The organism is Shewanella mesophila, assembly GCF_019457515.1.
Taxonomy (GTDB): domain Bacteria; phylum Pseudomonadota; class Gammaproteobacteria; order Enterobacterales; family Shewanellaceae; genus Shewanella; species Shewanella mesophila.
The window spans coordinates 1,418,793-1,440,310 of record NZ_CP080421.1 but is presented as its reverse complement, the minus strand read 5'-3'; the positions used below and the strand labels follow the sequence as shown (position 1 = coordinate 1,440,310).

18 protein-coding genes and 1 pseudogene are annotated in these 21,518 nt (G+C 46.4%); 6 read left to right on the top strand and 13 right to left on the bottom strand.

Features of this window, described 5'->3' with window-relative positions:
- The first annotated feature begins 5 nt into the window (after positions 1-5).
- Both tsaA and K0I73_RS06375 read left to right on the top strand, forming a co-directional pair.
- Entirely contained in the window at positions 6-746 is a 741-nt protein-coding gene (gene tsaA, locus K0I73_RS06380) for a tRNA (N6-threonylcarbamoyladenosine(37)-N6)-methyltransferase TrmO (RefSeq protein WP_220063657.1), read from the top strand.
- A complete protein-coding gene (locus tag K0I73_RS06375; RefSeq protein ID WP_220063656.1) occupies positions 746-1,372 on the top strand; it encodes an acyltransferase in 627 nt (208 codons plus the stop codon). Before tsaA ends, K0I73_RS06375 begins: the two co-directional genes overlap by 1 nt.
- Positions 1,373-1,374: 2 nt before the next feature.
- On the opposite strand, the gene K0I73_RS06370 is transcribed toward K0I73_RS06375, so the two are convergent.
- A complete protein-coding gene (locus K0I73_RS06370) occupies positions 1,375-1,596 on the bottom strand; it encodes a hypothetical protein (RefSeq protein WP_220063655.1) in 222 nt (73 codons plus the stop codon).
- Positions 1,597-1,884: 288 nt separating this feature from the next.
- Between K0I73_RS06370 and K0I73_RS06365 the strand changes: the two genes are divergently transcribed.
- Both K0I73_RS06365 and K0I73_RS06360 read left to right on the top strand, forming a co-directional pair.
- Positions 1,885-3,438, top strand: coding sequence for a M28 family metallopeptidase (locus K0I73_RS06365; RefSeq protein WP_258405341.1), 1,554 nt, complete (start codon positions 1,885-1,887; stop codon positions 3,436-3,438).
- A 199-nt stretch (positions 3,439-3,637) separates the two neighbouring features.
- Positions 3,638-5,362, top strand: a complete 1,725-nt coding sequence (locus tag K0I73_RS06360; RefSeq protein WP_220063653.1) for an AMP-binding protein — start codon at positions 3,638-3,640, stop codon at positions 5,360-5,362.
- An 81-nt stretch (positions 5,363-5,443) separates the two neighbouring features.
- Here K0I73_RS06360 and K0I73_RS06355 read toward each other — a convergent pair whose 3' ends face one another.
- Positions 5,444-5,713, bottom strand: coding sequence for an ADP-ribosylation factor GTPase-activating family protein (locus tag K0I73_RS06355; protein ID WP_220063652.1), 270 nt, complete (start codon positions 5,711-5,713; stop codon positions 5,444-5,446).
- Positions 5,714-5,943: 230 nt separating this feature from the next.
- On the opposite strand from K0I73_RS06355, the gene K0I73_RS06350 reads away from it, so the two are divergent.
- Entirely contained in the window at positions 5,944-7,653 is a 1,710-nt protein-coding gene (locus K0I73_RS06350) for a proline--tRNA ligase (protein WP_220063651.1), read from the top strand.
- Between the two features lie 166 nt (positions 7,654-7,819).
- On the opposite strand, the gene K0I73_RS06345 is transcribed toward K0I73_RS06350, so the two are convergent.
- A complete protein-coding gene (locus K0I73_RS06345) occupies positions 7,820-8,281 on the bottom strand; it encodes an HPP family protein (RefSeq protein ID WP_220063650.1) in 462 nt (153 codons plus the stop codon).
- Between the two features lie 125 nt (positions 8,282-8,406).
- Between K0I73_RS06345 and K0I73_RS06340 the strand changes: the two genes are divergently transcribed.
- Complete coding sequence (locus tag K0I73_RS06340; RefSeq protein ID WP_220063649.1) at positions 8,407-8,961, top strand: TetR/AcrR family transcriptional regulator; 555 nt, start codon at positions 8,407-8,409, stop codon at positions 8,959-8,961.
- 60 nt (positions 8,962-9,021) lie between these two features.
- Here the strand turns inward: K0I73_RS06340 and K0I73_RS06335 are convergent.
- From K0I73_RS06335 to K0I73_RS06290, 10 genes and pseudogenes are all read right to left on the bottom strand, one after another.
- Positions 9,022-9,239, bottom strand: a pseudogene (locus tag K0I73_RS06335) (transposase); the annotation flags it as partial.
- Positions 9,240-9,359: 120 nt separating this feature from the next.
- Positions 9,360-11,123 (bottom strand): HEPN domain-containing protein, encoded by a 1,764-nt coding sequence (locus K0I73_RS06330; protein WP_220063647.1) that lies wholly within the window; start codon positions 11,121-11,123, stop codon positions 9,360-9,362.
- Between the two features lie 745 nt (positions 11,124-11,868).
- Entirely contained in the window at positions 11,869-13,098 is a 1,230-nt protein-coding gene (locus tag K0I73_RS06325) for a phenylacetate--CoA ligase family protein (protein ID WP_220063646.1), read from the bottom strand.
- Positions 13,099-13,109: 11 nt separating this feature from the next.
- Complete coding sequence (locus K0I73_RS06320) at positions 13,110-13,928, bottom strand: ABC transporter ATP-binding protein (RefSeq protein WP_220063645.1); 819 nt, start codon at positions 13,926-13,928, stop codon at positions 13,110-13,112.
- Positions 13,929-13,998: 70 nt separating this feature from the next.
- The gene (locus tag K0I73_RS06315; protein ID WP_220063644.1) at positions 13,999-15,243 is read right to left on the bottom strand and encodes an ABC transporter substrate-binding protein; all 1,245 of its coding nucleotides are present in this window, start codon (positions 15,241-15,243) and stop codon (positions 13,999-14,001) included.
- Positions 15,244-15,461: 218 nt separating this feature from the next.
- The gene (locus tag K0I73_RS06310; RefSeq protein WP_220063643.1) at positions 15,462-16,535 is read right to left on the bottom strand and encodes a branched-chain amino acid ABC transporter permease; all 1,074 of its coding nucleotides are present in this window, start codon (positions 16,533-16,535) and stop codon (positions 15,462-15,464) included.
- A gap of 60 nt (positions 16,536-16,595) precedes the next feature.
- Positions 16,596-17,489 carry a branched-chain amino acid ABC transporter permease gene (locus K0I73_RS06305; protein ID WP_220063642.1) on the bottom strand — a complete coding sequence of 298 codons (894 nt, stop codon included), beginning with the start codon at positions 17,487-17,489 and terminating at the stop codon, positions 16,596-16,598.
- Positions 17,486-19,450 (bottom strand): long-chain fatty acid--CoA ligase, encoded by a 1,965-nt coding sequence (locus K0I73_RS06300; RefSeq protein WP_220063641.1) that lies wholly within the window; start codon positions 19,448-19,450, stop codon positions 17,486-17,488. Before K0I73_RS06300 ends, K0I73_RS06305 begins: the two co-directional genes overlap by 4 nt.
- Positions 19,450-20,247 carry an ABC transporter ATP-binding protein gene (locus K0I73_RS06295; RefSeq protein ID WP_220063640.1) on the bottom strand — a complete coding sequence of 266 codons (798 nt, stop codon included), beginning with the start codon at positions 20,245-20,247 and terminating at the stop codon, positions 19,450-19,452. The genes K0I73_RS06300 and K0I73_RS06295 overlap by 1 nt, the downstream gene beginning before the upstream one ends.
- A gap of 147 nt (positions 20,248-20,394) precedes the next feature.
- Positions 20,395-21,435: a DcaP family trimeric outer membrane transporter gene (locus K0I73_RS06290; protein WP_220063639.1), complete on the bottom strand. Its 1,041-nt coding sequence runs from the start codon at positions 21,433-21,435 to the stop codon at positions 20,395-20,397.
- Positions 21,436-21,518 lie beyond the last annotated feature (83 nt).

The following is a 21,518-nucleotide window of genomic DNA, read 5'->3' as shown; positions in this document are numbered from 1 at the left end:
TTTGCATGATCTTTACCAGCGAAATTCAAGCGGTGGCTATTTGCCGCACTCCGTACAAACAAAAGTTTGGGATTCCTCGCCAACCTGGGCTAGTGACCGCTGCCCGTGGTTTTGTTGAGCTACAAGCCCCCTTTAACCATATCGATACCGTGCGTGGTCTGGAGCAATACTCTCATATCTGGCTGTTATTTAGTTTTCATGAAAATCTAGCTCAGGGCTGGAAAACCACAGTGAGACCACCTCGCCTAGGCGGCAATGAAAAACTCGGTGTATTTGCAACCCGTTCCACTTTTCGCCCTAACGGCATTGGACAATCGGTAGTCAAACTCCATGGGGTCCACCAGCAGAAAGGCAAGGTGGTATTAGAGATCTCGGCAATGGATCTGCTCGATGGCACGCCGATTATCGATATTAAACCTTACATTCCTTTCTCTGATGCGATTAGCGATGCCGAGGGCGGCATCGCGCATGAAGCGCCAGTGCTCGCCAATGTCAGTTTTACCGATGAAGTACAGCATCAGCTGGCAAATTATGAGCAGAATCAATATCCCAACTTACGGCAGATCATTGAAGGAGTGCTCGCTCAAGACCCAAGACCTGCCTATAAGAAAGCCAAAGCCGACCCTAAACAGTATCAGGTCGCACTCTACGATTTAGATATCCTTTGGCGAGTGATTGACGAGGAGATAATGGTAGAAACCATACGTCCCTCAACGCTGACAGAATCTGAGTCGGACGAAGAGTGATGACAGCTCACATCGATTACCAAGCGCAGCATAAACAGCGCCTCGCCTATATGCCTTGGCTCTACTTCTCCTTAAAGCCGAAGCATTTAAGCTGGGCCAAACCCTGGCAAGATGAAATTCAGCGCCGGTTGATGGCCCTAGAAACCATCACCATTGGCGACAACTGCTTTATTGCCGAGCAGGCGCATCTATTTGCCGAGCCAGGGCGTGGCATCATTATTGGTGACCAATGTATGCTAGCTGCCGACAGCTTTTTACATGGGCCTATAGTGCTAGGTAATGAAGTGGCGATTAATCACGGCTGCTCACTCGATGGCGGCAGTGGAAAAATTGTTATTGGCGATCAGACCCGTATCGCCAACAATGTCACCATCTACGCCTTTAATCATGGCATGTCGCCTAACAGCCCCATCTACCAACAGAAGTCGAACTCTAAAGGCATCGTTATCGGTAAGGATGTATGGATTGGCGCGCAAGCTGGCATTGTCGATGGCGTAACCATTGGCGACTGCGCAGTAATAGGAATGGGGGCTATTGTCACCAAAGATGTGCCTGACTATGGCATTGTCGCCGGTAACCCCGCAACCTTGATTGGCGATAGAAGAAATAGAAGAGATAAAAAGTAATTTTAGTCGTGCAGGATGACGGCGGTGCCATGGATCATCATATTAATTAGCCCCGCATTCACATCATCGCGATTAACTTGGTTGTCATGATTGTTCGCCCGAGACTCACTATTTCGCACCATACCGTCATAAAATGCTTGGTCAAAACTTTTGTAATTGGCGCAGCCTGTCAACGTCAAGCTCACCGTTAACGCCATGAATCCAACTGTCCCTAAACGCTTCATTGCTATCGTCCTTATCGTCACTGCATCCATTGACTGTTAATCTTGCTCGGTGAGGTTTTGGTTTGAAACATACCCAGACACCTATCAATAGTAGAAACAATACCAGCATAGTGTCAAAGACTATTTCCAGTAAGCTTGCTCAACACATTTTCACCATTACTATCAAAGCTAATAGCAGTTACAATGCATTAAAAAATACTCAAACAATCACACATACAGCAATTAAACAACAATAATCATTGAAGGAAGTCGCCTGTGAATACCTCTCGCTTATTAGGCCTGCTCGGCGTGTTACTCTTGCCCGCTGCCCATGCCGCCCCATTTAATTTTGACCAGCAAAGCTATCGCCAAGATGTTCAAACTCTCGCCAGCGATCAATTTGAGGGCCGCGGCCCACTCTCCAAGGGCGAAACTCTCACGGTCGAATACCTTGAGAACGCCTATAAATCTATGGGACTCGCACCCGGCTTTGGTGACAGTTACCGCCAGAGTGTGCCCATGGCCAAGATCAGCGCCGATCAATCCATGCAGCTTACCATTGGCGATATGGTGTTTAGTAATGGCGATGAATTTACCGCTCGCACAGAGCAAGTCCAGCCTAAGGTTGCCTTGAAAGATAACGATGTCGTGTTTGTCGGTTATGGCATCAATGCGCCCGAGTATCACTGGAACGATTACGCCAATATCGACGTAAAAGACAAGACGGTGATACTACTGGTGAACGACCCCGGATTTGCCACTCAAGATCCTCAAGTATTTAAAGGCAACGCCATGACTTACTACGGCCGCTGGACCTATAAATATGAGGAAGCCGCTCGTCAAGGCGCTAAGGCGGTATTTATTGTCCATGAAACCGCCCCTGCGGCCTATGGTTGGAATGTGGTGCAAAACAGTAATACTAACGCCAAATACACCCTAGTCGATGACAGCAAAAACAGCTCACATATCGGTGTCATGGGTTGGATACAGCATGAAGTGGCGCAAAAAATATTTAAGGCTGCAGGCCTAGATTACGATAAGCTCAAACTGACTGCGGCAAAGCCAGGCTTTAAATCCATGGCACTTAATCTCAAGGCCAATCTTGAACTCAATAACCAGATTGAATTAGCCACCTCTTATAATGTCGCAGGCCTACTGCTTGGTACTAGTCAAGCTGATGAATGGTTAGTGATGCATGCTCACTGGGATCATTTAGGTAAAACGAGTCATGATGGTGAAACTCGGATCTACAACGGTGCAGTCGACAATGCCTCTGGCGTCGCCGGGGTATTGCAACTTGCCCGTCACTTCAAAGGGTTAACAGGTGATGATGCGCCAAAACGTTCTATGCTATTTGCCGCCTTTACCGCCGAAGAAACAGGATTAATTGGGGCACAATATTTTGCCGATCATCCTCCCGTTGCCACCAAACAGTTAGTGTCATTTTTAAATATCGATGGCATGAATGTCGGCAAAGGGGTCGATTACATTTTACGCTATGGTGAAGGTGTCTCTGAGCTAGAGAGCTACTTAGATAAGGCAGCGAAGGCGCAAGGTCGCTGGGTTAAAGCCGATCCGCGTCCACAAAATGGCTTAATGTTCCGCTCAGATCATTTTGCACTCGCCAAGCAAGGCGTACCAGGTTTAATGTTTATGAGCCTAGGTGATACCGACCCCGACTATATCGCCCATAAATACCATCAGGGAGCCGATGATTATGATCCCAATTGGGATCTAGGTGGCGTCGCGCAAGACTTAACACTGATCAGCGACATCTTGACTCAACTGGCGAACAACGATGACTGGCCAAAATGGCTCGAAGCGTCAGACTTTAAGAAACGCCGCGCCCAAGATGGCTTATAGGACAGACTAAATAAAAGGAGACTAAGGTCTCCTTTTTTAGTTTTTATAACAACCACTTCTAGTTTAAAAACTGATGAAAACCGCAATATCCTCACCTTAGTTCTTTAGTCTATAAATGCCAATCTTCACTTGTGAGATCTCACTGGCTTTGGGTAGTGTGATAGCCATCGCTGTGAAACATCTAACGCATGGAGGCTTTATGTCTGCTGTAACGACATATCCAACTGAAAACCATTTCCCCCTATCGCTCAGTCAATATAACGGGCAAACCAGTGAACCTTTGATTGAGCAAACCATTGGCGCTTATCTCGATGAGATGGCCAATAATAATCCCGATAAGCTTGCTGTTGTCATGCATCACCAAGGTATTCGCTGGAGCTATCAAGAGTATCAAACCCAAATCGATCAACTGGCGGCAGGTTTATTGGCGATTGGCATCAAACCTGGTGATCGCGTCGGGATCTGGTCTCCCAATAATATTGAATGGTGCCTAACCCAGTTCGCCACCGCGAAAATTGGCGCCATCATGGTATGTATCAACCCAGCATATAGACCTGAAGAGTTAGAGTATGCGTTAAACAATGTCGGTTGCCGTGCAATTATCTGCGCTGAAAAGTTTAAATCCAGCAACTACTTACAAATGCTGTATGAGTTAGCCCCCGAGCTAAACAGCGCCCTTCCCGGACAATTGTCATCTGCCGCGTTGCCCTCACTAGAGTTTGTGATTCGTATGGGTGATGAGGTGTCTCCCGGTATGCTCAATTTTAATGAGCTAAAGCGCCCCTTAAGTGACGCCGACAAACTTGAGCTAAAAGCCGTTGCCGATGGCCTGTCTCCCTTCGATGCCATCAATATTCAGTTCACCTCTGGTACCACAGGCAACCCGAAAGGTGCGACGCTGAGCCACCATAACATCCTTAACAACGGCCTGTTAGTCGCCAATGCTATGCAGCTCAGTGCTGATGACAGACTGTGTATTCCAGTGCCCTTGTATCACTGTTTTGGCATGGTATTAGGCAATCTGTCATGCATCAGTAAAGGTGCCGCGGCGATATACCCAAGTGACGCTTTCGATCCGCTAACCACCTTACAAGTTGTCGAGGCCGAGAAATGCACCGCGCTACATGGGGTACCCACCATGTTTATTGCGCAGTTAGAACATCCACGCTTTAGTGAGTTCGACTTAAGCACTCTGCGCACCGGTGTCATGGCTGGCGCTACCTGTCCAGAAGAGGTGATGCGCCGCGTTCAAACCCTGATGTACATGGAACAAGTGCTCATTGGTTACGGACAAACCGAATGCAGCCCCATTAACAACATGACCGAAATCGATTCATCGGTTGAAAAACGGGTGACAACCGTTGGTAGAGCGCTAGCACATACACAAGTCAAAATCGTCGATGAATTTGGTGACATACTGCCAGTGGGTCAACCTGGCGAAGTGTGCAGTCGCGGTTACGGCGTGATGCAGTGTTACTGGAACGATGCTGAAAAAACATCAGCTACTATCGACAACCAAGGCTGGTTACATTCAGGCGATATTGGTGAGATGGACAGCGAAGGCTATGTCAAAATTGTTGGCCGGATCAAAGATATGATCATTCGTGGTGGCGAGAATATCTATCCACGCGAGATCGAAGAAAAACTCTACACCCACCCAGACGTGCAAGATGCGGCCGTATTTGGGGTGCAAAGTGAAAAATACGGTGAAGAGGTCTGTGTATGGATTAAAGTCCAGCCGAGAGCAGAGATCGATGAACAGGAAATTCGTCACTTTCTTACTGAAAAAATCGCCTATTTCAAAGTGCCAAGGTATATCAAATTTGTCGAACAATACCCGATGACAGTCACGGGTAAAATTCAAAAATTTAAGATGCGCGAGCTGATGTATCAAGAGCTATATGAAGATATAAACTGCGCTTAAACTACTTATCTAAAATAATAAACTAGCCAGTACGCAATGTATTGGCTAGCTTTCCCCTGTGACGGGGTACTCACCCTTGACTCACCGCAACCACCGCTCACCCACTTTTTCGACGCGCTTCTCATTACGGCTTATAGAATACCCCGCGGCAAGGTAAGCATCGACACAGTCATCATACTCGGCATTTGACATCTTATTGCCAAACCCTAAGTCGCTCCAATGGGCCTCACAAAATACGATATCATCCTGAGCATTGGTCAAGGTGGTTTTAACATGCGTCGACTGATATCGAGGAAGCAGCACCAACAGGGCAATAGTAATCGCTAACACGACTAAGACTTTAGCTTTCATTTCTCTCCTTTTTTATACTTGAAACTGTATTTTTGATAGGAGGATAACAGTAATAGCTCCCTCTCGAACAGCTTCATGATACCTGTCAGTATTGATGTTCATCAGACTCTCTGCTCGCGAAGCTAACGACATAGATTGACCGAGTAATCGCCGTGTCAACAAACTAGGTGACATCAACACACAGGGTGCTAAAATGTCGGCCTATTTCATTACATAACTGGATATTGGGAATGCGAGTTAGCAAGTACCTGCTGTCAACACAAAAAGAGACCCCAGCAAACGCTGAGGTGGTTAGTCATCAATTAATGCTGCGTGCGGGTATGATCCGTCGTAACGCATCAGGTCTTTACAGCTGGTTGCCGACAGGCTTACGTGTTTTACGTAAGGTTGAAGCCATCGTTCGTGAAGAGATGAACAATGCAGGTGCTGTTGAGATCTTAATGCCCATGGTGCAACCAGCAGATTTGTGGGTTGAAACTGGCCGTTGGGAAAAGTTTGGTCCTGAGCTACTGCGCTTTCAAGACCGTCACAACCGTGACTTCGTCTTAGGCCCAACCCATGAAGAAGTGATCACCGATATTATCCGTAAAGAAGTTAACTCATACAAGCAGTTACCACTTAATCTTTACCAGATCCAAACTAAGTTCCGTGATGAAGTTCGCCCACGTTTCGGCGTGATGCGCTCACGTGAGTTTTTGATGAAAGATGCTTACTCTTTCCATTTAGATCAAGAGACCATGGATGAAACCTACGAGGCGATGTACCAAGCCTATAGCAACATCCTAGGCCGTATGGGTCTGGCTTTCCGCCCAGTGCTTGCAGATACAGGTTCTATCGGTGGCAGCATGTCACACGAGTTCCACGTATTAGCCAACAGTGGTGAAGACTTAATTGCCTACTCAACTGAGAGTGATTACGCGGCTAACATCGAAAAAGCAGAAGCGCCAATCCCAACCGAACCTCGCGGCGCTGCAACAATGGAAATGAGCATTATCGATACGCCAAATGCCAAGACCATTGAAGAACTCGTCTCACAGCACGGCATCGCTATCGAAAAAACCGTTAAGACCATTATCGTTAAGGGTGCAACCGAAGAAGCGCCATTAGTTGCCGTGATCATTCGTGGCGACCATGAGCTGAACGAAGTTAAAGTTGAAAAGCTTGACGCCGTATTAGCCCCATTTGAAATGGCCGATGAAGCCGATATCCGCAAAGCACTAGGCGCAGGCCCTGGATCATTAGGCCCAGTCGGTTTAACCATTCCTGTCTATGTTGACCACAGCGTTAATATCATGAGTGATTTTGCCGCTGGCGCTAACCAAGAGGGTAAACACTATGTGGGTATCAACTGGGAGCGCGACCTAGCAGAAGTAGCTGTTGCCGACCTACGTAATGTCATCGAAGGTGAGGCAAGCCCATGTGGCAAGGGGACTATTGGACTGCTGCGCGGCATCGAAGTGGGTCATATCTTCCAGTTAGGGACTAACTACTCAGAATCGATGGGCGCTAACGTACTCGACGAAAACGGCAAGTCAAAAACCCTACTAATGGGTTGTTACGGTGTGGGCGTGAGCCGTATCGTGGCAGCGGCTATTGAGCAAAATAACGATGATCGCGGTATCATCTGGCCAGATGCTATTGCACCGTTCAAGGTCGGTATCTTGCCGATGAACATGCACAAATCTCATCGCGTTAAGGATATGGCTGAGCAGCTATATAAAGACCTTAACGATGCGGGTATCGAAGTGCTATTTGACGACCGTAAAGAGCGTCCAGGCGTGATGTTTGCCGATATGGAGCTTATAGGTCTGCCACACGTTATCGTGATTGGCGATCGTAACATCGACGGCGGCGTATTCGAATATAAGAATCGTCGCACGGGTGAGAAACAAGATATTCCATTCGATCAGATCATCGACTTTATCAAGTCAGCCAAATAAGACTTAATCGAGACTAAAGACGCCCAGCTCATGCTGGGCGTCTTTTTATGGAGCATGCCGCAGACAACGCAAACTGTTGCGACTGTTCTCTCCTTTATTCAGCGCTTCGACTGCTCACCGTAAACTATCCTAACCGTTAGCGCTCTGGCCGTTAGCAGGTGAACGGTTAACTATGTAACTGCTTAGCCATTGTTTTGCTGAAAAATTGCATCCCTTTACCCACTAAAACGATCACGATTGCCCCGAGTAACACTGGCGTGATAAGAAAAGCCCACCCCTGCCCGGCCAACATTATAAGCAGCGGATTTGCCCCCGCAGGCGGATGAGTGGTTTTTGTAAGCAGCATAGCGCTAACACCTATCCCTGTCGCCAACGCTAATGTCAGTGGTGAAACGCCTATGTACTGGGTAAAAAACACCCCAATAAGAGCAGTGATCAGATGACCCAATATCACATTTTTTGGCTGTGCCAATGGACTCTCTGGAACACCAAAAACCAATACAGCCGTGGCACCGAAGGGCGCCATCAACAAAGCAACGTCACTCAAGTTCGAGTCAAAGAAAGAAAGCAAGCCGATCGCCAAGAAGGCACCCACACCTGCCACTATCGATAAAACAACATTATTCATATTAACCTCAAAAGTATACCAGTCTGTCTACCAAAATAGAGTAGACAACTCGGTATACTTTTGTCAACATGCTTTTTAAACAACAAGGGTTATTGAAAGAGGGTCACTTTTTGAAAGAGCAGAGCGTGAGCAAAAAACGTCAGCAACTCATAGACACAGCACTAACACTTTTTTATCAAAGCGGTATTCATTCTGTCGGCATAAACGAAATACTCGCGGTTTCAGGTATCGCCAAGCGAACCCTGTATATTCATTTTGAAAGTAAAGAAGCCTTAATCTTCGCTGCGCTGCAGCAAAGGCACGAGGTTTTTGTCACCTGGCTAGAGCAAAAACTCGCCAAGACAACAGCTGACAAGCAGGTCATTCAAACCTTGTTCTCAGCATTAGAAAGTTGGTTTTGTAACAAGGAACCTGAACTAGGCGATTTTAGAGGCTGTTTTTTTATTAATACCTCTGCCGAATTTAGCGACATCAACAGTGATATTTTCACCTTCTGCCACCATCACAAGCAACAAGTTAAGCAAGTGATAGCCAACCATCTTACCAACAAAAACAGCGAACTCATTGATGCTATCTGCATCATGAAGGAGGGAGCAATTGTGACCGCTCATTTATCTGGCAACGGCACAGAAGTGACAGCGAACTGCATAAAAATACTAGAAAAACTTGAAGCATCATAATGCTATAACGAGCAATTAATTTATTAAATTTGTTATTTACGTTAAGGGTTTACATTAAGGATTGAGCAGGTTGCTCATTACACAATAGACTGCAACATCAATGGCAAACATTTTGATAGCTTAAGTATTTGTGCTTCAACCCAGCCACGACGATGGTCATAATTCTTACCCGAATAAGCATCATCGCCACATAAATAGGCTCGGCGAACGACGCGGCTACAACAATGATAATAGGCTGTGTCTTCGATACTTATTTGAGTTCTGCGAGGGCGTGGCATAAAAACCTCCTTGTTCGATGCTCAGTCAAAGCTTAGTAGGAGGTTTACTTCTACGCCATTAACATTGGGTGTCTTTGTTTTCTTTTTCTCTTTGTATTCCCGTCCGCCTAGCTTGGTTTGTTAGATTTTATAAGCATACATCTGTTCAATTAGTTCAGCATCAAGCTTTAGTTTTTTGTCTGACAGCGTGTCTTCTAAAGATTTATATGCCATATCAGTTAATTTAAATGCTTGTTCGACACTCAGGACCTTTTGCGAGTCATTCACTAACATTATTATTTTATTTATTATGTGATCTAAATAATCATGCACATTTTCAATAAGAAGCTCGATGTAACTCGGTGTCATACCACTATGAACTATCATGTTACGAGCGCGATAGATCCGTCGAATTTGCCAACCAACTCTTACGGTGTGATTTTTCAAACCTTTGACCATATTTTGGGGGTCAGCATAGATATACTCTAAATACTCAAAACGATCGAAGAGTAGGTGAAAGTCTTTAAAAGAATCTTTGAGTTCTTGTCGCTTATCTGAAAACTCTTCTAGCGATATCAATTTAGCTAATTTTACTACCTGATTATCACCCTCTATATCCTTTAAAACTTTCTTTGTCTGGTGGCGATTCCAATTAAAAAGATCACTTGCTAAACGAGCAACTAACCTTTGATAATAACCTAAGTTCAAAAATGGCATAGTGCTTTGAACAATATGCTCAATATTAGATAAACCTGAGTCATGAGAAGCAGGAATAATTGACTCTAGTGCTATCCAAAGGTTTAGCATCTGATTTTCATTAGAATCACTTTTTAATGCTAAAGAGTGAAGCTCAGCTGCTCTTGTAAATATTCTAAAAGAGTTTTTTTCTAAACCAAACTCCGACAAAAATCTATTAGCTTGTATTGCTGCTCGAGATGGCTTTTGATCGCTACATTTATGCATAGCGTTTGTTCGAAACCGAGACCTATTCACTTCATTATCCGTCTTGTTCAAAATCAAACAATCTGTCGCCCAGCTGAGCTGTTGCTTGTGATGGAATAAACCAAATATTGTGCTAAGCATTTCCAGTGTGTCTTCAGCATTATTCTTCGCAGAAAAATTATCACGAGCCTTAATCTCTGAAACACAAATGTATACTTCATTTTCGCTCTTTGGGAACTTGTGTTTACTATGGTCAATATCTAGGTCATGCAAGTCATTTACTATATTGATATCAAAAGTTTTTAGAGAGTCTTTGTAGAACTCAACATCTTTTGCTGAACGGAAGACTATTTGATATTGTTTTGGTTTATCGCAGAATATTTTTATAAAGTCCTCAATAGCACTATTGCCGTGAATCCTGTTTTTATCGTAATGGAAAAACTGTTGTGTAATTTCTGCAATGTATTCTGAACTAAAACCCAAATTTAATAATGTTGTCGCATAACTTCTAGCCAATGTTCGAATCGAGGCAAAGTCAACCTCACCATTAATTACTTGAGTTAGTAGCTCTTCATTTTTCTTTTTATACTGCTTCAAATTAATTTGACGGAGAATCAATTCAACTACAATTTTCTTGTCTTCTGTCGTCTTCTTAGGGTCACGAAGAGTTGTATTAATCTGCTTTAATTTAATAGACAACAAAGCTTGTGCAACCTTGTCTTTAGACAAGTTTTCACATAGTTCATCAATAACGTGCTGTAGGTTAGGTGCTTTTATATTTCCTTTCCGGACCTCTTCGATAACTTCTAATGCCTCCTCACACAACAAACTCGTGTTCATCGACGAGGGTTTATAAGTATCCAGAGAGAAATCAAAAAACAGCTCATTAAATAGTTGAGCGAAAAAAAGTAGGTTTCTGCTGTTTTCTAAGTCATCCCATTTTTCGGTTTTTCTGTACTTCATTATTTTTTAACCACCGAACTAAATTCAAAATCTAACAGCTTATTAACTAGCTGCTCAATAAACTGCTGCTTAAAATTTAACTTACAGCAACTATGCCATGCTAATGCATTGAAATACAGTGACAAAGTTAACATCACTTTCAGAAAAACTGTATAAGTCGCCCGCAAAACTGAACAAGTTGATGTAGCGGTCTCTACAACAAAAAATTAAATCAATATAATTCAAACAATTACAAAAAACCTAGCAGTTTATAGAGCATGAAAAGCCAAGTTTTTCGCTCTATTCTCTTACGAACATCACTGGTCGCAAAAGCTTGTTAGCTTTTGAACTAGCGACTCACACCAAATGAAGCTAAATCGAAGAGAGAAAATAACCTAGTGTAGATACAGCTGAGGGTATCGAAAACATGGATGTTTTCGTTAAGCGGCCAAGGATGGCGCAAAGCGTCCCGAAGCAGTATCTGCACATTAGGTTGTTCTTTCACATCTGACCCATAGGGACATGGGAAATGTCACTGTGATGTAGGGAACATCACTGACCATGTGATCACGACATTGGTGCTTCCATGCACATCCCTCGCCGAGCAGGCGTTAGGTTGCCATGAAGGTATAACCTTCAAAACATCATCAAACAGCAACTCTGCCAAATTCAACAATTCCCAATAACAAAAATGCCCAACCTCATCCAAAGCTAGGCATTTACAATATTCAGAATTAGAGCTTACTCTAAAAGCTACACTAGAGCGCTACCTTTGATCCTCAATCACCACGCCATCGTTGGCCAAGGCAGCTAGCGCCACTAACGCCACCTCGCCACTGAGCTGAGTTTCGGCACGAAGCGTCTGGGCGATAGCAGCAATATCGAGTTGAGGATGCACAGAACTATCCACTTCGCACAATAAACGCATGACATCCCTGTTTTGCTCATTTGAAACGAGCAGCCGTACCTTGTCGATACCAGCATGATGGCGACGCACCCGCTCAATCTGCTCTGGATGCACAAAGAGTCCTTTCACTTTACAGGTTTGATCTGCTCGCCCCATCCAGCCTTTTATCCGCTTATTGGTGCGGCCACAATCGCTGGCTCCCGGCATGATAGCCGACAAGTCACCAGTCGCGAAACGGATCAGCGGATAGTCGCGATTAAAGCTAGTTACCACCACCTCGCCCACTTCGCCATCGGCAACGGGGATTAAGGTGCCGGGACGCACTATCTCGACAATGATATCTTCTGCGATAACTAAGCCTGCATCGCTGACACTCTCAAACGCGATAAGGCCGATATCGGCAGTAGCATAGGCTTGTTTAACCTCGATACCCGCTTTAGCAAATTGGCTTTTAAGCGGCTGAGTTAGCGCCTCGCCAGAGACCAGCGCCTTAGTGATAGATGAGATATCTTTATCTTGCTCATAGGCCTTTTCTAGCAAGATATTTAAAAATGATGGCGTACCGCAATAGCCATTGGGTTTTAGCGATTCAATCAGATCCAGCTGCATCTCACTCTGACCGGGCCCAGCTGGGATCACGCTGCAACCACAGGCCTTAGCACCAGAATCCATAATGAAGCCGCCTGGCGTTAGATGATATGACAGGCAGTTTTGTACCAGATCGCCCGCTCGAAAACCCGCGGCAAAAAACGCTTGCCCCATACGCCACCAATCAAAGCCGTCACATTCGGGTTCGTAAATCGGCCCTGGAGATTTAAAGATGCGGCCCACTCGATGCTGCTTTGGGGTCATGCCAGCAAAAGGCGGCGCATCGCTTTGCAGCGCGATAAGATCGGCTTTGCGAGTTATCGGCAATTTAGCTAAGTCATCGAGGTGATTAATTTGACTCAGATCGATGTCGGCCAGCAGCTTGGCGTAATAGTCACAATGCAGCTTAGCAAAGGTTAGCTGTTCACTGAGGGCCAACATCAAGCTATGCTCACGCGCTGCGGCGCTTTGCGCCTCTAACGGATGAAAAAAAGGTCTCATAAATGCTCCTGTTACAACCAACGTTTACGACGCTTATAAGACTTTAAGTTTTTAAAACTCTTACGGGTTTCATTGCCACCACCGAGATAAAACTCTTTAACGTCTTCATTGTTGAGTAACTGCGCCTTACTGCCATCGAGCACTATCTTGCCTGACTCCATGATATAGCCGTAGTTTGCCGCTTTCAGGGCGTAGTTGGCGTTTTGTTCCACCAGCAGCATAGTGATCCCCTGCTCGCGATTGATCTTCTCAATAATGCCAAACACCTCTTTAACCAGCAGTGGCGATAGGCCCATCGAGGGTTCATCGAGACAGATCATCTTAGGGCGCGCCATTAACGCGCGGCCAATCGCCAGCATCTGCTGCTCACCACCCGAGAGATAACCCGCTAAGCCAGTACGCTCTTTGAGGCGAGGGAAATAGTTAAACACCATTTCAATATCTTGATTTACTTTACGATCTTTGCGGGTATAGGCACCGAGCTTTAAATTTTCGATGACACTCATGTCTTCGATAATACGTCTACCTTCCATTACCTGAAATAGGCCAGAACGCACCACATCCTCGGCATTTTTTTGATCGATCCGCTCTCCCATAAAATGGATATCCCCCTTAGAAACCTCGCCATTTTCTGTCTTAAGTAGCCCAGATATCGCCTTCAAGGTGGTCGATTTACCCGCGCCATTTGGCCCAAGTAAGGTCACAATTTCCCCCTGTGGCACCTCAATGCTGACGCCACGTAGCACTTGGATCACATCGTCATACACTACCTCGATGTTATTAATCGCGAGAAGTGGGGTTTCTGGTTTTAACTGCACGGCTTGTGTCATAACTACTCCAAGATCAATTGATGATGGCCTAGCGGGCAAAACGTACCGCTAGGCCGAACGGCAATATGGCTTAATAACCTAGCCAGTCCACACGACGCTCTAAGGTCACTTGGTTGACTTTCTCTACCTTAATGTCACCACCATTGAAGTTACCTTGATAGATGTTAACTTGGTTGATACCGCGATGATCTTCAGGTGTCCATGTAGCAGGTAGACAGACGCCTTCTAATCCTTTTGGTACCCAGTTTTGATGGACGTACATCCCTTTCTTGACATTTTCACCAGTAATGCCGCCGTGGTCTTTCGCCCACTCCATAGACTCTTTCATGTAGTAAGTTGAGCACACACCGCGAATATAGTGATGCAGACGCTGTTCGGTACCGCTGCTGTCTGACATTTTTGATATTTCACGTACCAGCTTCATACCCGGAACTTCATCATCCCAAAACGGAGTCATTGTCGGGAAGATATAGTTTTTCACCCCTTCGCCAGCAGCCTTAAACACCAGCTTGTCGCCGCCCCAAATGTTGGACATAAACTGAATATCTGTGCCGACGGTGTCACAGGATTTAATGAGCGATTGCACCGAGCCACCTAAGTTACCTATGTAGCCATAGTTGGTACCCGAGCTTTTAAGGCTTAAACATTGAGCCTTAAAATCCCCTGGTTTCATGGAGATCACCACTGAAGGCTGTACATCAAAACCGAGCTCGGTCGCGTATTCGGCACAGGCTTCTTTCGGCGCATTAGGGAACGGATGATTGGCACCAATATGGGTAAACTTAGGCTTACCCTTGCCGCCTTTTTGCTTCCAATCGTCGGCAGCCCACTGCACTAATCCACGGCAGGCATCAGAATAAGAAGCGCCATAGAAAAAGTTATAAGGCGCAGGTTTGGTGGTCTTAGGGTTTTTACCTTGAGGATCGGTTAAGTGACCGGAGTATGACGCCGAGAAGATAGGCGTCTTATCTTTTGCCGCAAAGGAGATAAGCGCTTCGGTGTCGGCAGTGCCCCAGCCTTGCATCGCCACCATGTTTTCCCGTGATAGCCACTTCTTATAAGACGCTATCGCTTGCGGCACCTTATAAGCATAATCGGTCGTTTCATACTCAAGCTTGGTGCCTTTGATACCGCCATTAGCATTAATATACGCCAAGGCATCACGCACCCCGTCGGCATAAGGCTTGCCCACAAACGCGGTAGGGCCTGACATATCGGCAAGATGGCCGACAAAAACAGAATCCTCAGCATGAGCAGCGCTGCTTGCAAATGTCATTGCCGCCAATGTTGAGCTAAGTAGTAATTTCTTATACATAGTTATTTTCCTTCAAATGGTACTTCAAAATAGTCCTTCAAGATTGAATTGCCTTAACCTTGTGGCGCGACAGCTAAAGCGCCCAAAGCAACTCAATTGCGGTGCGTACTTCTTTGAGTAATTAAGAAGAGATTCGCTAACCACCTTCGCCAAAGTGGCTGCGCTGCGCATATCGTTACCGCGTGTTACAACGAGATGCGCATCAGTTAAAACCAACGCTAATAGGCAAACGGATAGCATTTCCAGTAGTTTTTAATCTGTCCCCAGCGATGGGCTAGGCCTTCAGGCTCAAAAACCAGGAACAAGATGATCACCACCCCAATCGCCATCTCTTTGATGTAGGCCAAACCATCCGTCACCATGGGAATATCGCCCCAAGCGGTGTACTGCATCAGCCCAACGATACTCTCGAGTACCTCAGGTAAGAGCACCATAAACACCACGCCCATCAGCGTGCCTTTAATGGAACCAAGGCCGCCAATGATCACCATGGCGAGAAACTGTATCGACATCAAAATGGTGAAGCCTTCGGCCGAAACATAGCCTAGGTAGTGGGCATAAAGTGCACCGCCAATACCGGCATAGAAAGAGGAGATCCCAAATGACAATAAACGATACTTGTTGAGCTTCACCCCCATGATCTCGGCAGAGAGATAATGGTCGCGCACCGCCACGAAGGCGCGGCCATCGCGGCTCCGCATCAGGTTACAGCCCCAGATATACATAAATACCAAGGCGAATAAGGCGATAAAGTAGAAGCTTAAATCGGTATCGAAATCGAATCCAAACAGGCTAACAGGAGCAGCCATCGCCCCAGATGAACCACCTGAGAACCAGTCCGCACGGGCGAAGAAATCTTCGATAATAAACTGCGCGGCTAAGGTCGCGATAGCCAAATAGAGACCCTTAATACGCGCCGCTGGCATACCAAACATCATGCCGACGGCCATGGTTAGAAAGCCCGCCAAAGGAATACAAAACACCACAGGAATATTGAAACTGGTATTGAGCCAGGCAGAGGCAAACGCGCCAAAGCCAAAGAACGCCCCGTGACCCAAGGAGATCTGCCCAGTAAAGCCCACCAAAATGTTAAGGCCAAGTGCAGCAATACCTAAGTAGGAGATCTGAATAAACAGGGTTAGAAAGTAACCATCGAGCACCAGAGGTGCGGCGCACGCTAATGCGATCACCAATATCGTCATCAAGCGAATGGTCTTAGTTTCAAAGATGGTGTTGTCACCCTTGTAACTGGTGCGAAAATCCCCGCACGGGCGCATGGCCAAACTAGACATAACAAACTCCTTGAACTGAAAATAGGTCTAATGCAAATAGTTGAAACATAGTGCTATCCTCTAAATCCGCTCAATGTCACGGGTGCCAAACAAGCCATAGGGTTTAAACCACAAGATGATAAGCAGTACGTAAAATGGCGCTATGTCATACATGTTGCCGATATTCAGGTATTGGCTATCGAAGAACTCTGCCACGTTTTCGAGCACCCCAATCACCACACCACCGACTATCGCGCCGACAATGGAGTCGAGTCCGCCTAAGATCACCGCAGGAAAGACCTTAATACCGATAGAGGAGAGTGAGCTTGAAACCCCGTTGACCATACCGATGACCACGCCCGCCGTCGCCGACACTGTCGCCGCTATGCCCCAGCTCATGGCAAACACTTGCTTAACCGAGATCCCTAAGCTCTGTGCAACCTGCTGATCGAAGGCTGTGGCTCGCATGGCTAATCCATGTTTTGAGTATTTAAAGAACACAAAGAAGCTGACCATGATGAGCAGTGCGATAACGGTACTCATCAAGTAGGCAAATTCGACATTCAGACCAAAGATAGCCACCGATTGGGTGTCGAAGACTTGCGGATAACTTTGCGGCGAGACCCCGAAAATCCACTTAGTTAACGACTGGAAGAAGATAGACAAGCCAATGGTCACCATGATCACAGAGATAATGGGTTCACCAATCATGGGGCGCAGCACTATCATCTGCAACAACACACCGAAGGCCGCCATAAAACAGAGAGTTAAGATAAACCCAAGGAAGAAAGGCAGTTGAAAGTAGGTTAAAAATGCCCAGCAGACCCAAGCGCCCACCAGCAAAAACTCACCTTGAGCGAAGTTAACAATCTGGGTTGATTTGTACACCAGCACGAAACACATGCCGACGACACCATAGAGCAGGCCCACGATCAGGCCGTTGATGATAAGTTGGATCAGAAGTTCGAAATTCATGATGCTCTCCTTTGCGCTTTGCTGGCATCGTTAACGACTTGACTATCGATCACCGAAGCCACCTGTAACTGGGTTTTAATCCGTGACTTAGTGCCATCTTGGAAGGTGATCACTGTGTCGATATCGACATGGGGCTCATCGTTGTAGATAGAATCGATAATGTCGCCATACTTGTCGGCGATGACGCCGCGGCGCACCTTACGCGTGCGGGTTAGCTCACCGTCATCGGCATCGAGTTCTTTATATAACAGAATGAATTTATTTATTTTCTGAGCGTCTGGCAGGGTTTCATTAACATGCTCAACTTCGCGAGTTAGCTGCTGATAAACCTCTGGTAGGCTCGATAAGCTGGTGTAGTTGGTAAAGGCAAGGCCTTGCTGCTCAGCCCATTTAGCAACGATACTGAACCGAATGCATAATATCGCCGACAAGTAAGGTTTATCCTTGCCTAGGATGACCGCTTCACCGATAAAGGATGAGAATTTAAGTTTGTTCTCTATATATTGCGGCGAGTACTGAATGCCGTTACTGGTTTTCGCCAGATCTTTAATGCGGTCGATCACCACCAGATGACCCGATGGTTTGAAGTAACCTGCATCGCCCGTATGCATCCAACCCTCTTTAACATCTTCATCATAGGCGGCTTGGTCGCCAAGATAGCCATTGAACATGCCAACGGTTTTGGCAATGACCTCTCCCACACCTTCACTGTCGGTATTGATCACCTTGAGTTCGGCGGTATCGAACGCCACGCCAACGCTATCGTAATCCACATCATCAGGATGATGTATGGTGTAAGCGCCGCACATCTCGGTTTGACCATAGAGTTGACGCAGCGGCACCCCAATACTTTGGAAAAACTTAAAGGTGTCAGGCCCCATCGCCGCCCCGCCGGTGGCTGCCGATTTAAGGAATGAGAATCCGAGTCGGTCGCGCAGCGCCTTCATCAATAGCAGATCCGCAAGCTTAGAGCGCTTGCCCTCTGCTAAGCGTTTTTCAGCTCGCTCCATAGCGAAATTAAATAGCTTTTGCTTAAAAGGGGTCGAATCCATCATGCGCGCTTTAACATCGGCGAGGATACCTTCCCAAACTCGAGGCGCTAACAGCACAAAGCTTGGGCCAATTTCGCGCAGATCCGCCATCATGGTCTCTTGCTCTTCGACAAAGTTCACAATTTGGCGAGCAATCAAGGCCTGACCTACTGCATAAACCTGCTCCATGATCCAAGGAAGTGGCAGTACCGATACATAGTTATCGCCAGGAGCCCTTGGATCGGCACGTAAATAGGAGCAGCAGTGATCGATAAACTTACTGCCTTGCAGCAGTACGATTTTGGGTTTGGACGTGGTGCCAGAAGTGGTGCAATAGATAGCAATATTTTCAGCCTTCCCTGCATCGACTAGGTTGTCATAGGTGCGCGGCGCCGTGTTATCAACTTCTTGACCGATGCGGTAGATCTCTTCGACGCTAATTAGGCGTGGATCGTCATATTTGCGCATGCCTCGTGGATCGCAGTAAACAATATATTTCACATCCGGAATCTGGTCACCAAGCTCGAGTAACTTGTCACACTGCTCCTCATCCTCGGCCACAACCACCTGCGCATTGCTGCGATTTAGTAAGTAGGCGACCTCTTCATGAAGTGAATCTTGATATATTCCAAGTGAAAAACAGCATAATGCGTGGGCTGCGACTTCGCCCCAGACCCACTCAGGGCGATTATCCCCTAGCAGGGCTATAGTGGTTTTAGCTTCTATGCCTAAGTGATTAAAGGCTAGGGACATCCACTTCACTCGGTTATGGTAATCTTGCCAAGTGAACTCACTCCAGATCCCAAATTCCTTTTCACGCATGGCGATTTCAGCGCCCCAGTTAGCGGCGTTGTGACGCAATATCTTGGGAAAAGTGTCCCTGTTCCCCATGTCGAATGACGGATTAGATAATTGATTTGAGCTATTCATTAGACGACCTCTTTTAATTGCTCGTTATCTTCAAGCCCTAAATAAGCCTGTCTCACATGCTCATTGGCCATCACCTCATCGGGTAGGCCACAGATGAGTCGCTTACCGAAATCGAGCACCATCACTTCATGGGAGATATCCATGACCACGCCCATATCGTGCTCAATCATCACCACTGTGATATCGAACTCTTCATTGAGATCGAGAATGTAGCGCGCCATATCCTCTTTCTCTTCTAGGTTCATTCCCGCCATAGGCTCATCAAGCAGAATCAATTTGGGATTAAGGGCGATAGCCCGAGCTAACTCGACACGTTTACGTAACCCGTATGACAAGGTGCCTGCCACCGATTTGCGAACATGGGTAATATCGAGAAAATCGATGATCTCCTCGACTTGACGGCGATGCGCCAGCTCCTCTTTCTGTGCTGGCGATGCCCAATACAGAGGACCAGTGAGCCAGTTGTTTTTCATTAGATGATGACGCCCGACCATGATGTTATCGAGTACTGACATGTGACCAAATAAGGCTAAGTTTTGAAAAGTACGGCCAATGCCAAGATCGGCGCGATCGTTAGGACGCATGTGAGTCACGTCTTGGCCGTCAAAATGAATCGCTCCCTTCTGGGGACGATAACGACCAGATATGCTGTTAAGCATCGAAGTTTTACCCGCCCCATTGGGGCCGATAATAGAAAATACTGCGCCTCGTTTTACCTCAAAACTGACATCGGTTAGCGCTTTTACACCACCAAATGCGAGGGAGATTTGATCAACTTTTAAAATGGTATCTGTCACATCCATACTCCTTTAAATAACACTTATCTTTTCCCCATTGCCGAGCCTTTGACCAAGACGATGAACGAAAACAAACCACCCATTGGGATCTCGCGGCACAAAAAAAGGGGAAGGAGCGGGAGCAACCCTCCCCCCAAAATGATGGAACTAGAGGGCGTAACGTACTGAGAATTGAGCGTAGTCTGAGTCGACATCTTGATCACCGATCTCAAAGTTACCGACTTCAAAACCAATGGCGAGTGCTGGCGTAAGGTTTTTAAACAGGTTGACACTCCACTGACTGCGATCGGCTTCAGTAATATCGGTTTCGACGCGACCATAGAGTACGGTGGTTCTCAGGCTATCTGTCCAGTAATGGCGATAGGCGGCTAAGTAAGATGTTGTGGTTTCCACCTCTTCACCAACAAGATCTGACGCGGCGCCAATACCGACATAGCGGCCCACTTCGCCTTGATGGAATTGAAAACGGAAATCATCTTTTCCGAAGGTCTTGATGAGTCCGGCAATCGAGCCGCCAAATGCGGTTTCACTCTTGCCCATCTGGGTATTGAGGCTACGACCCAAGGCGGAGATAGAGACATTACCCCAATCACCTTTGAAATTGTAACGCGCAACAACATCGGGCAGATCATCGTTTGCAGGGTCGCCGCCAACGCTTTCAGGGTTCTCTATCGATACCTGAAAATTGCCGATGTCATAACGGATCTGGCCTTGACGAATAAATGCTAGCCCCACTGTCGCACCGGCAAAATCGGCGGTTTCAGGAATGGCGCTGGTATTCATAAAGGTGGTCCAGGTTTGACCCGCTGTCAGCCCTTTATACTTGATAAAGGCATGACGCAGACGCGGATTCGCCGAATTGGAAACCACCTCATTGCCGCCGCCACCAAAGAAGTCCATTTCGATGAAGCCCATCACATCACCGTGAACATACTTGGTATTGAAACGCGATTCATTGGCAAAAATTTTGAATTGATTAGCGCTTTCGGCTAGCGGAGCACCAGAGCCAATCCAAAAGTCACGGTAGCCCACATCGCCAGATACATAGCGCGCATCGGCCTTGAGGTAACCTCCAAATGACAATTTTCCGTTTTCGCCGAGATCAAAGTCGTAACCTGCAGCGGCAGAACCCGCTATTAAACAAAGTGAACTCGCGAGTGTGATCTTTTTTATTGTTGAAATAAGCATCTTTTTATCCCCTGTTATGTCTGCGTCCAAGATGGAGAAATATGCACACAGGCTCAATTGGGAATAGGTATTAGTGCAGCAGT

Bases quoted from the DNA above. Each gene is read 5' to 3' on its own strand.
- tsaA (WP_220063657.1), top strand. From the start codon at position 6: ATGATCTTTACCAGCGAAATTCAAGCGGTGGCTATTTGCCGCACTCCG.
- K0I73_RS06375 (WP_220063656.1), top strand. From the start codon at position 746: ATGACAGCTCACATCGATTACCAAGCGCAGCATAAACAGCGCCTCGCC.
- K0I73_RS06370 (WP_220063655.1), bottom strand. From the start codon at position 1,596: ATGAAGCGTTTAGGGACAGTTGGATTCATGGCGTTAACGGTGAGCTTG.
- K0I73_RS06360 (WP_220063653.1), top strand. From the start codon at position 3,638: ATGTCTGCTGTAACGACATATCCAACTGAAAACCATTTCCCCCTATCG.
- K0I73_RS06355 (WP_220063652.1), bottom strand. From the start codon at position 5,713: ATGAAAGCTAAAGTCTTAGTCGTGTTAGCGATTACTATTGCCCTGTTG.
- K0I73_RS06350 (WP_220063651.1), top strand. From the start codon at position 5,944: ATGCGAGTTAGCAAGTACCTGCTGTCAACACAAAAAGAGACCCCAGCA.
- K0I73_RS06345 (WP_220063650.1), bottom strand. From the start codon at position 8,281: ATGAATAATGTTGTTTTATCGATAGTGGCAGGTGTGGGTGCCTTCTTG.
- K0I73_RS06330 (WP_220063647.1), bottom strand. From the start codon at position 11,123: ATGAAGTACAGAAAAACCGAAAAATGGGATGACTTAGAAAACAGCAGA.
- K0I73_RS06325 (WP_220063646.1), bottom strand. From the start codon at position 13,098: ATGAGACCTTTTTTTCATCCGTTAGAGGCGCAAAGCGCCGCAGCGCGT.
- K0I73_RS06320 (WP_220063645.1), bottom strand. From the start codon at position 13,928: ATGACACAAGCCGTGCAGTTAAAACCAGAAACCCCACTTCTCGCGATT.
- K0I73_RS06315 (WP_220063644.1), bottom strand. From the start codon at position 15,243: ATGTATAAGAAATTACTACTTAGCTCAACATTGGCGGCAATGACATTT.
- K0I73_RS06310 (WP_220063643.1), bottom strand. From the start codon at position 16,535: ATGTCTAGTTTGGCCATGCGCCCGTGCGGGGATTTTCGCACCAGTTAC.
- K0I73_RS06305 (WP_220063642.1), bottom strand. From the start codon at position 17,489: ATGAATTTCGAACTTCTGATCCAACTTATCATCAACGGCCTGATCGTG.
- K0I73_RS06300 (WP_220063641.1), bottom strand. From the start codon at position 19,450: ATGAATAGCTCAAATCAATTATCTAATCCGTCATTCGACATGGGGAAC.
- K0I73_RS06290 (WP_220063639.1), bottom strand. From the start codon at position 21,435: ATGCTTATTTCAACAATAAAAAAGATCACACTCGCGAGTTCACTTTGT.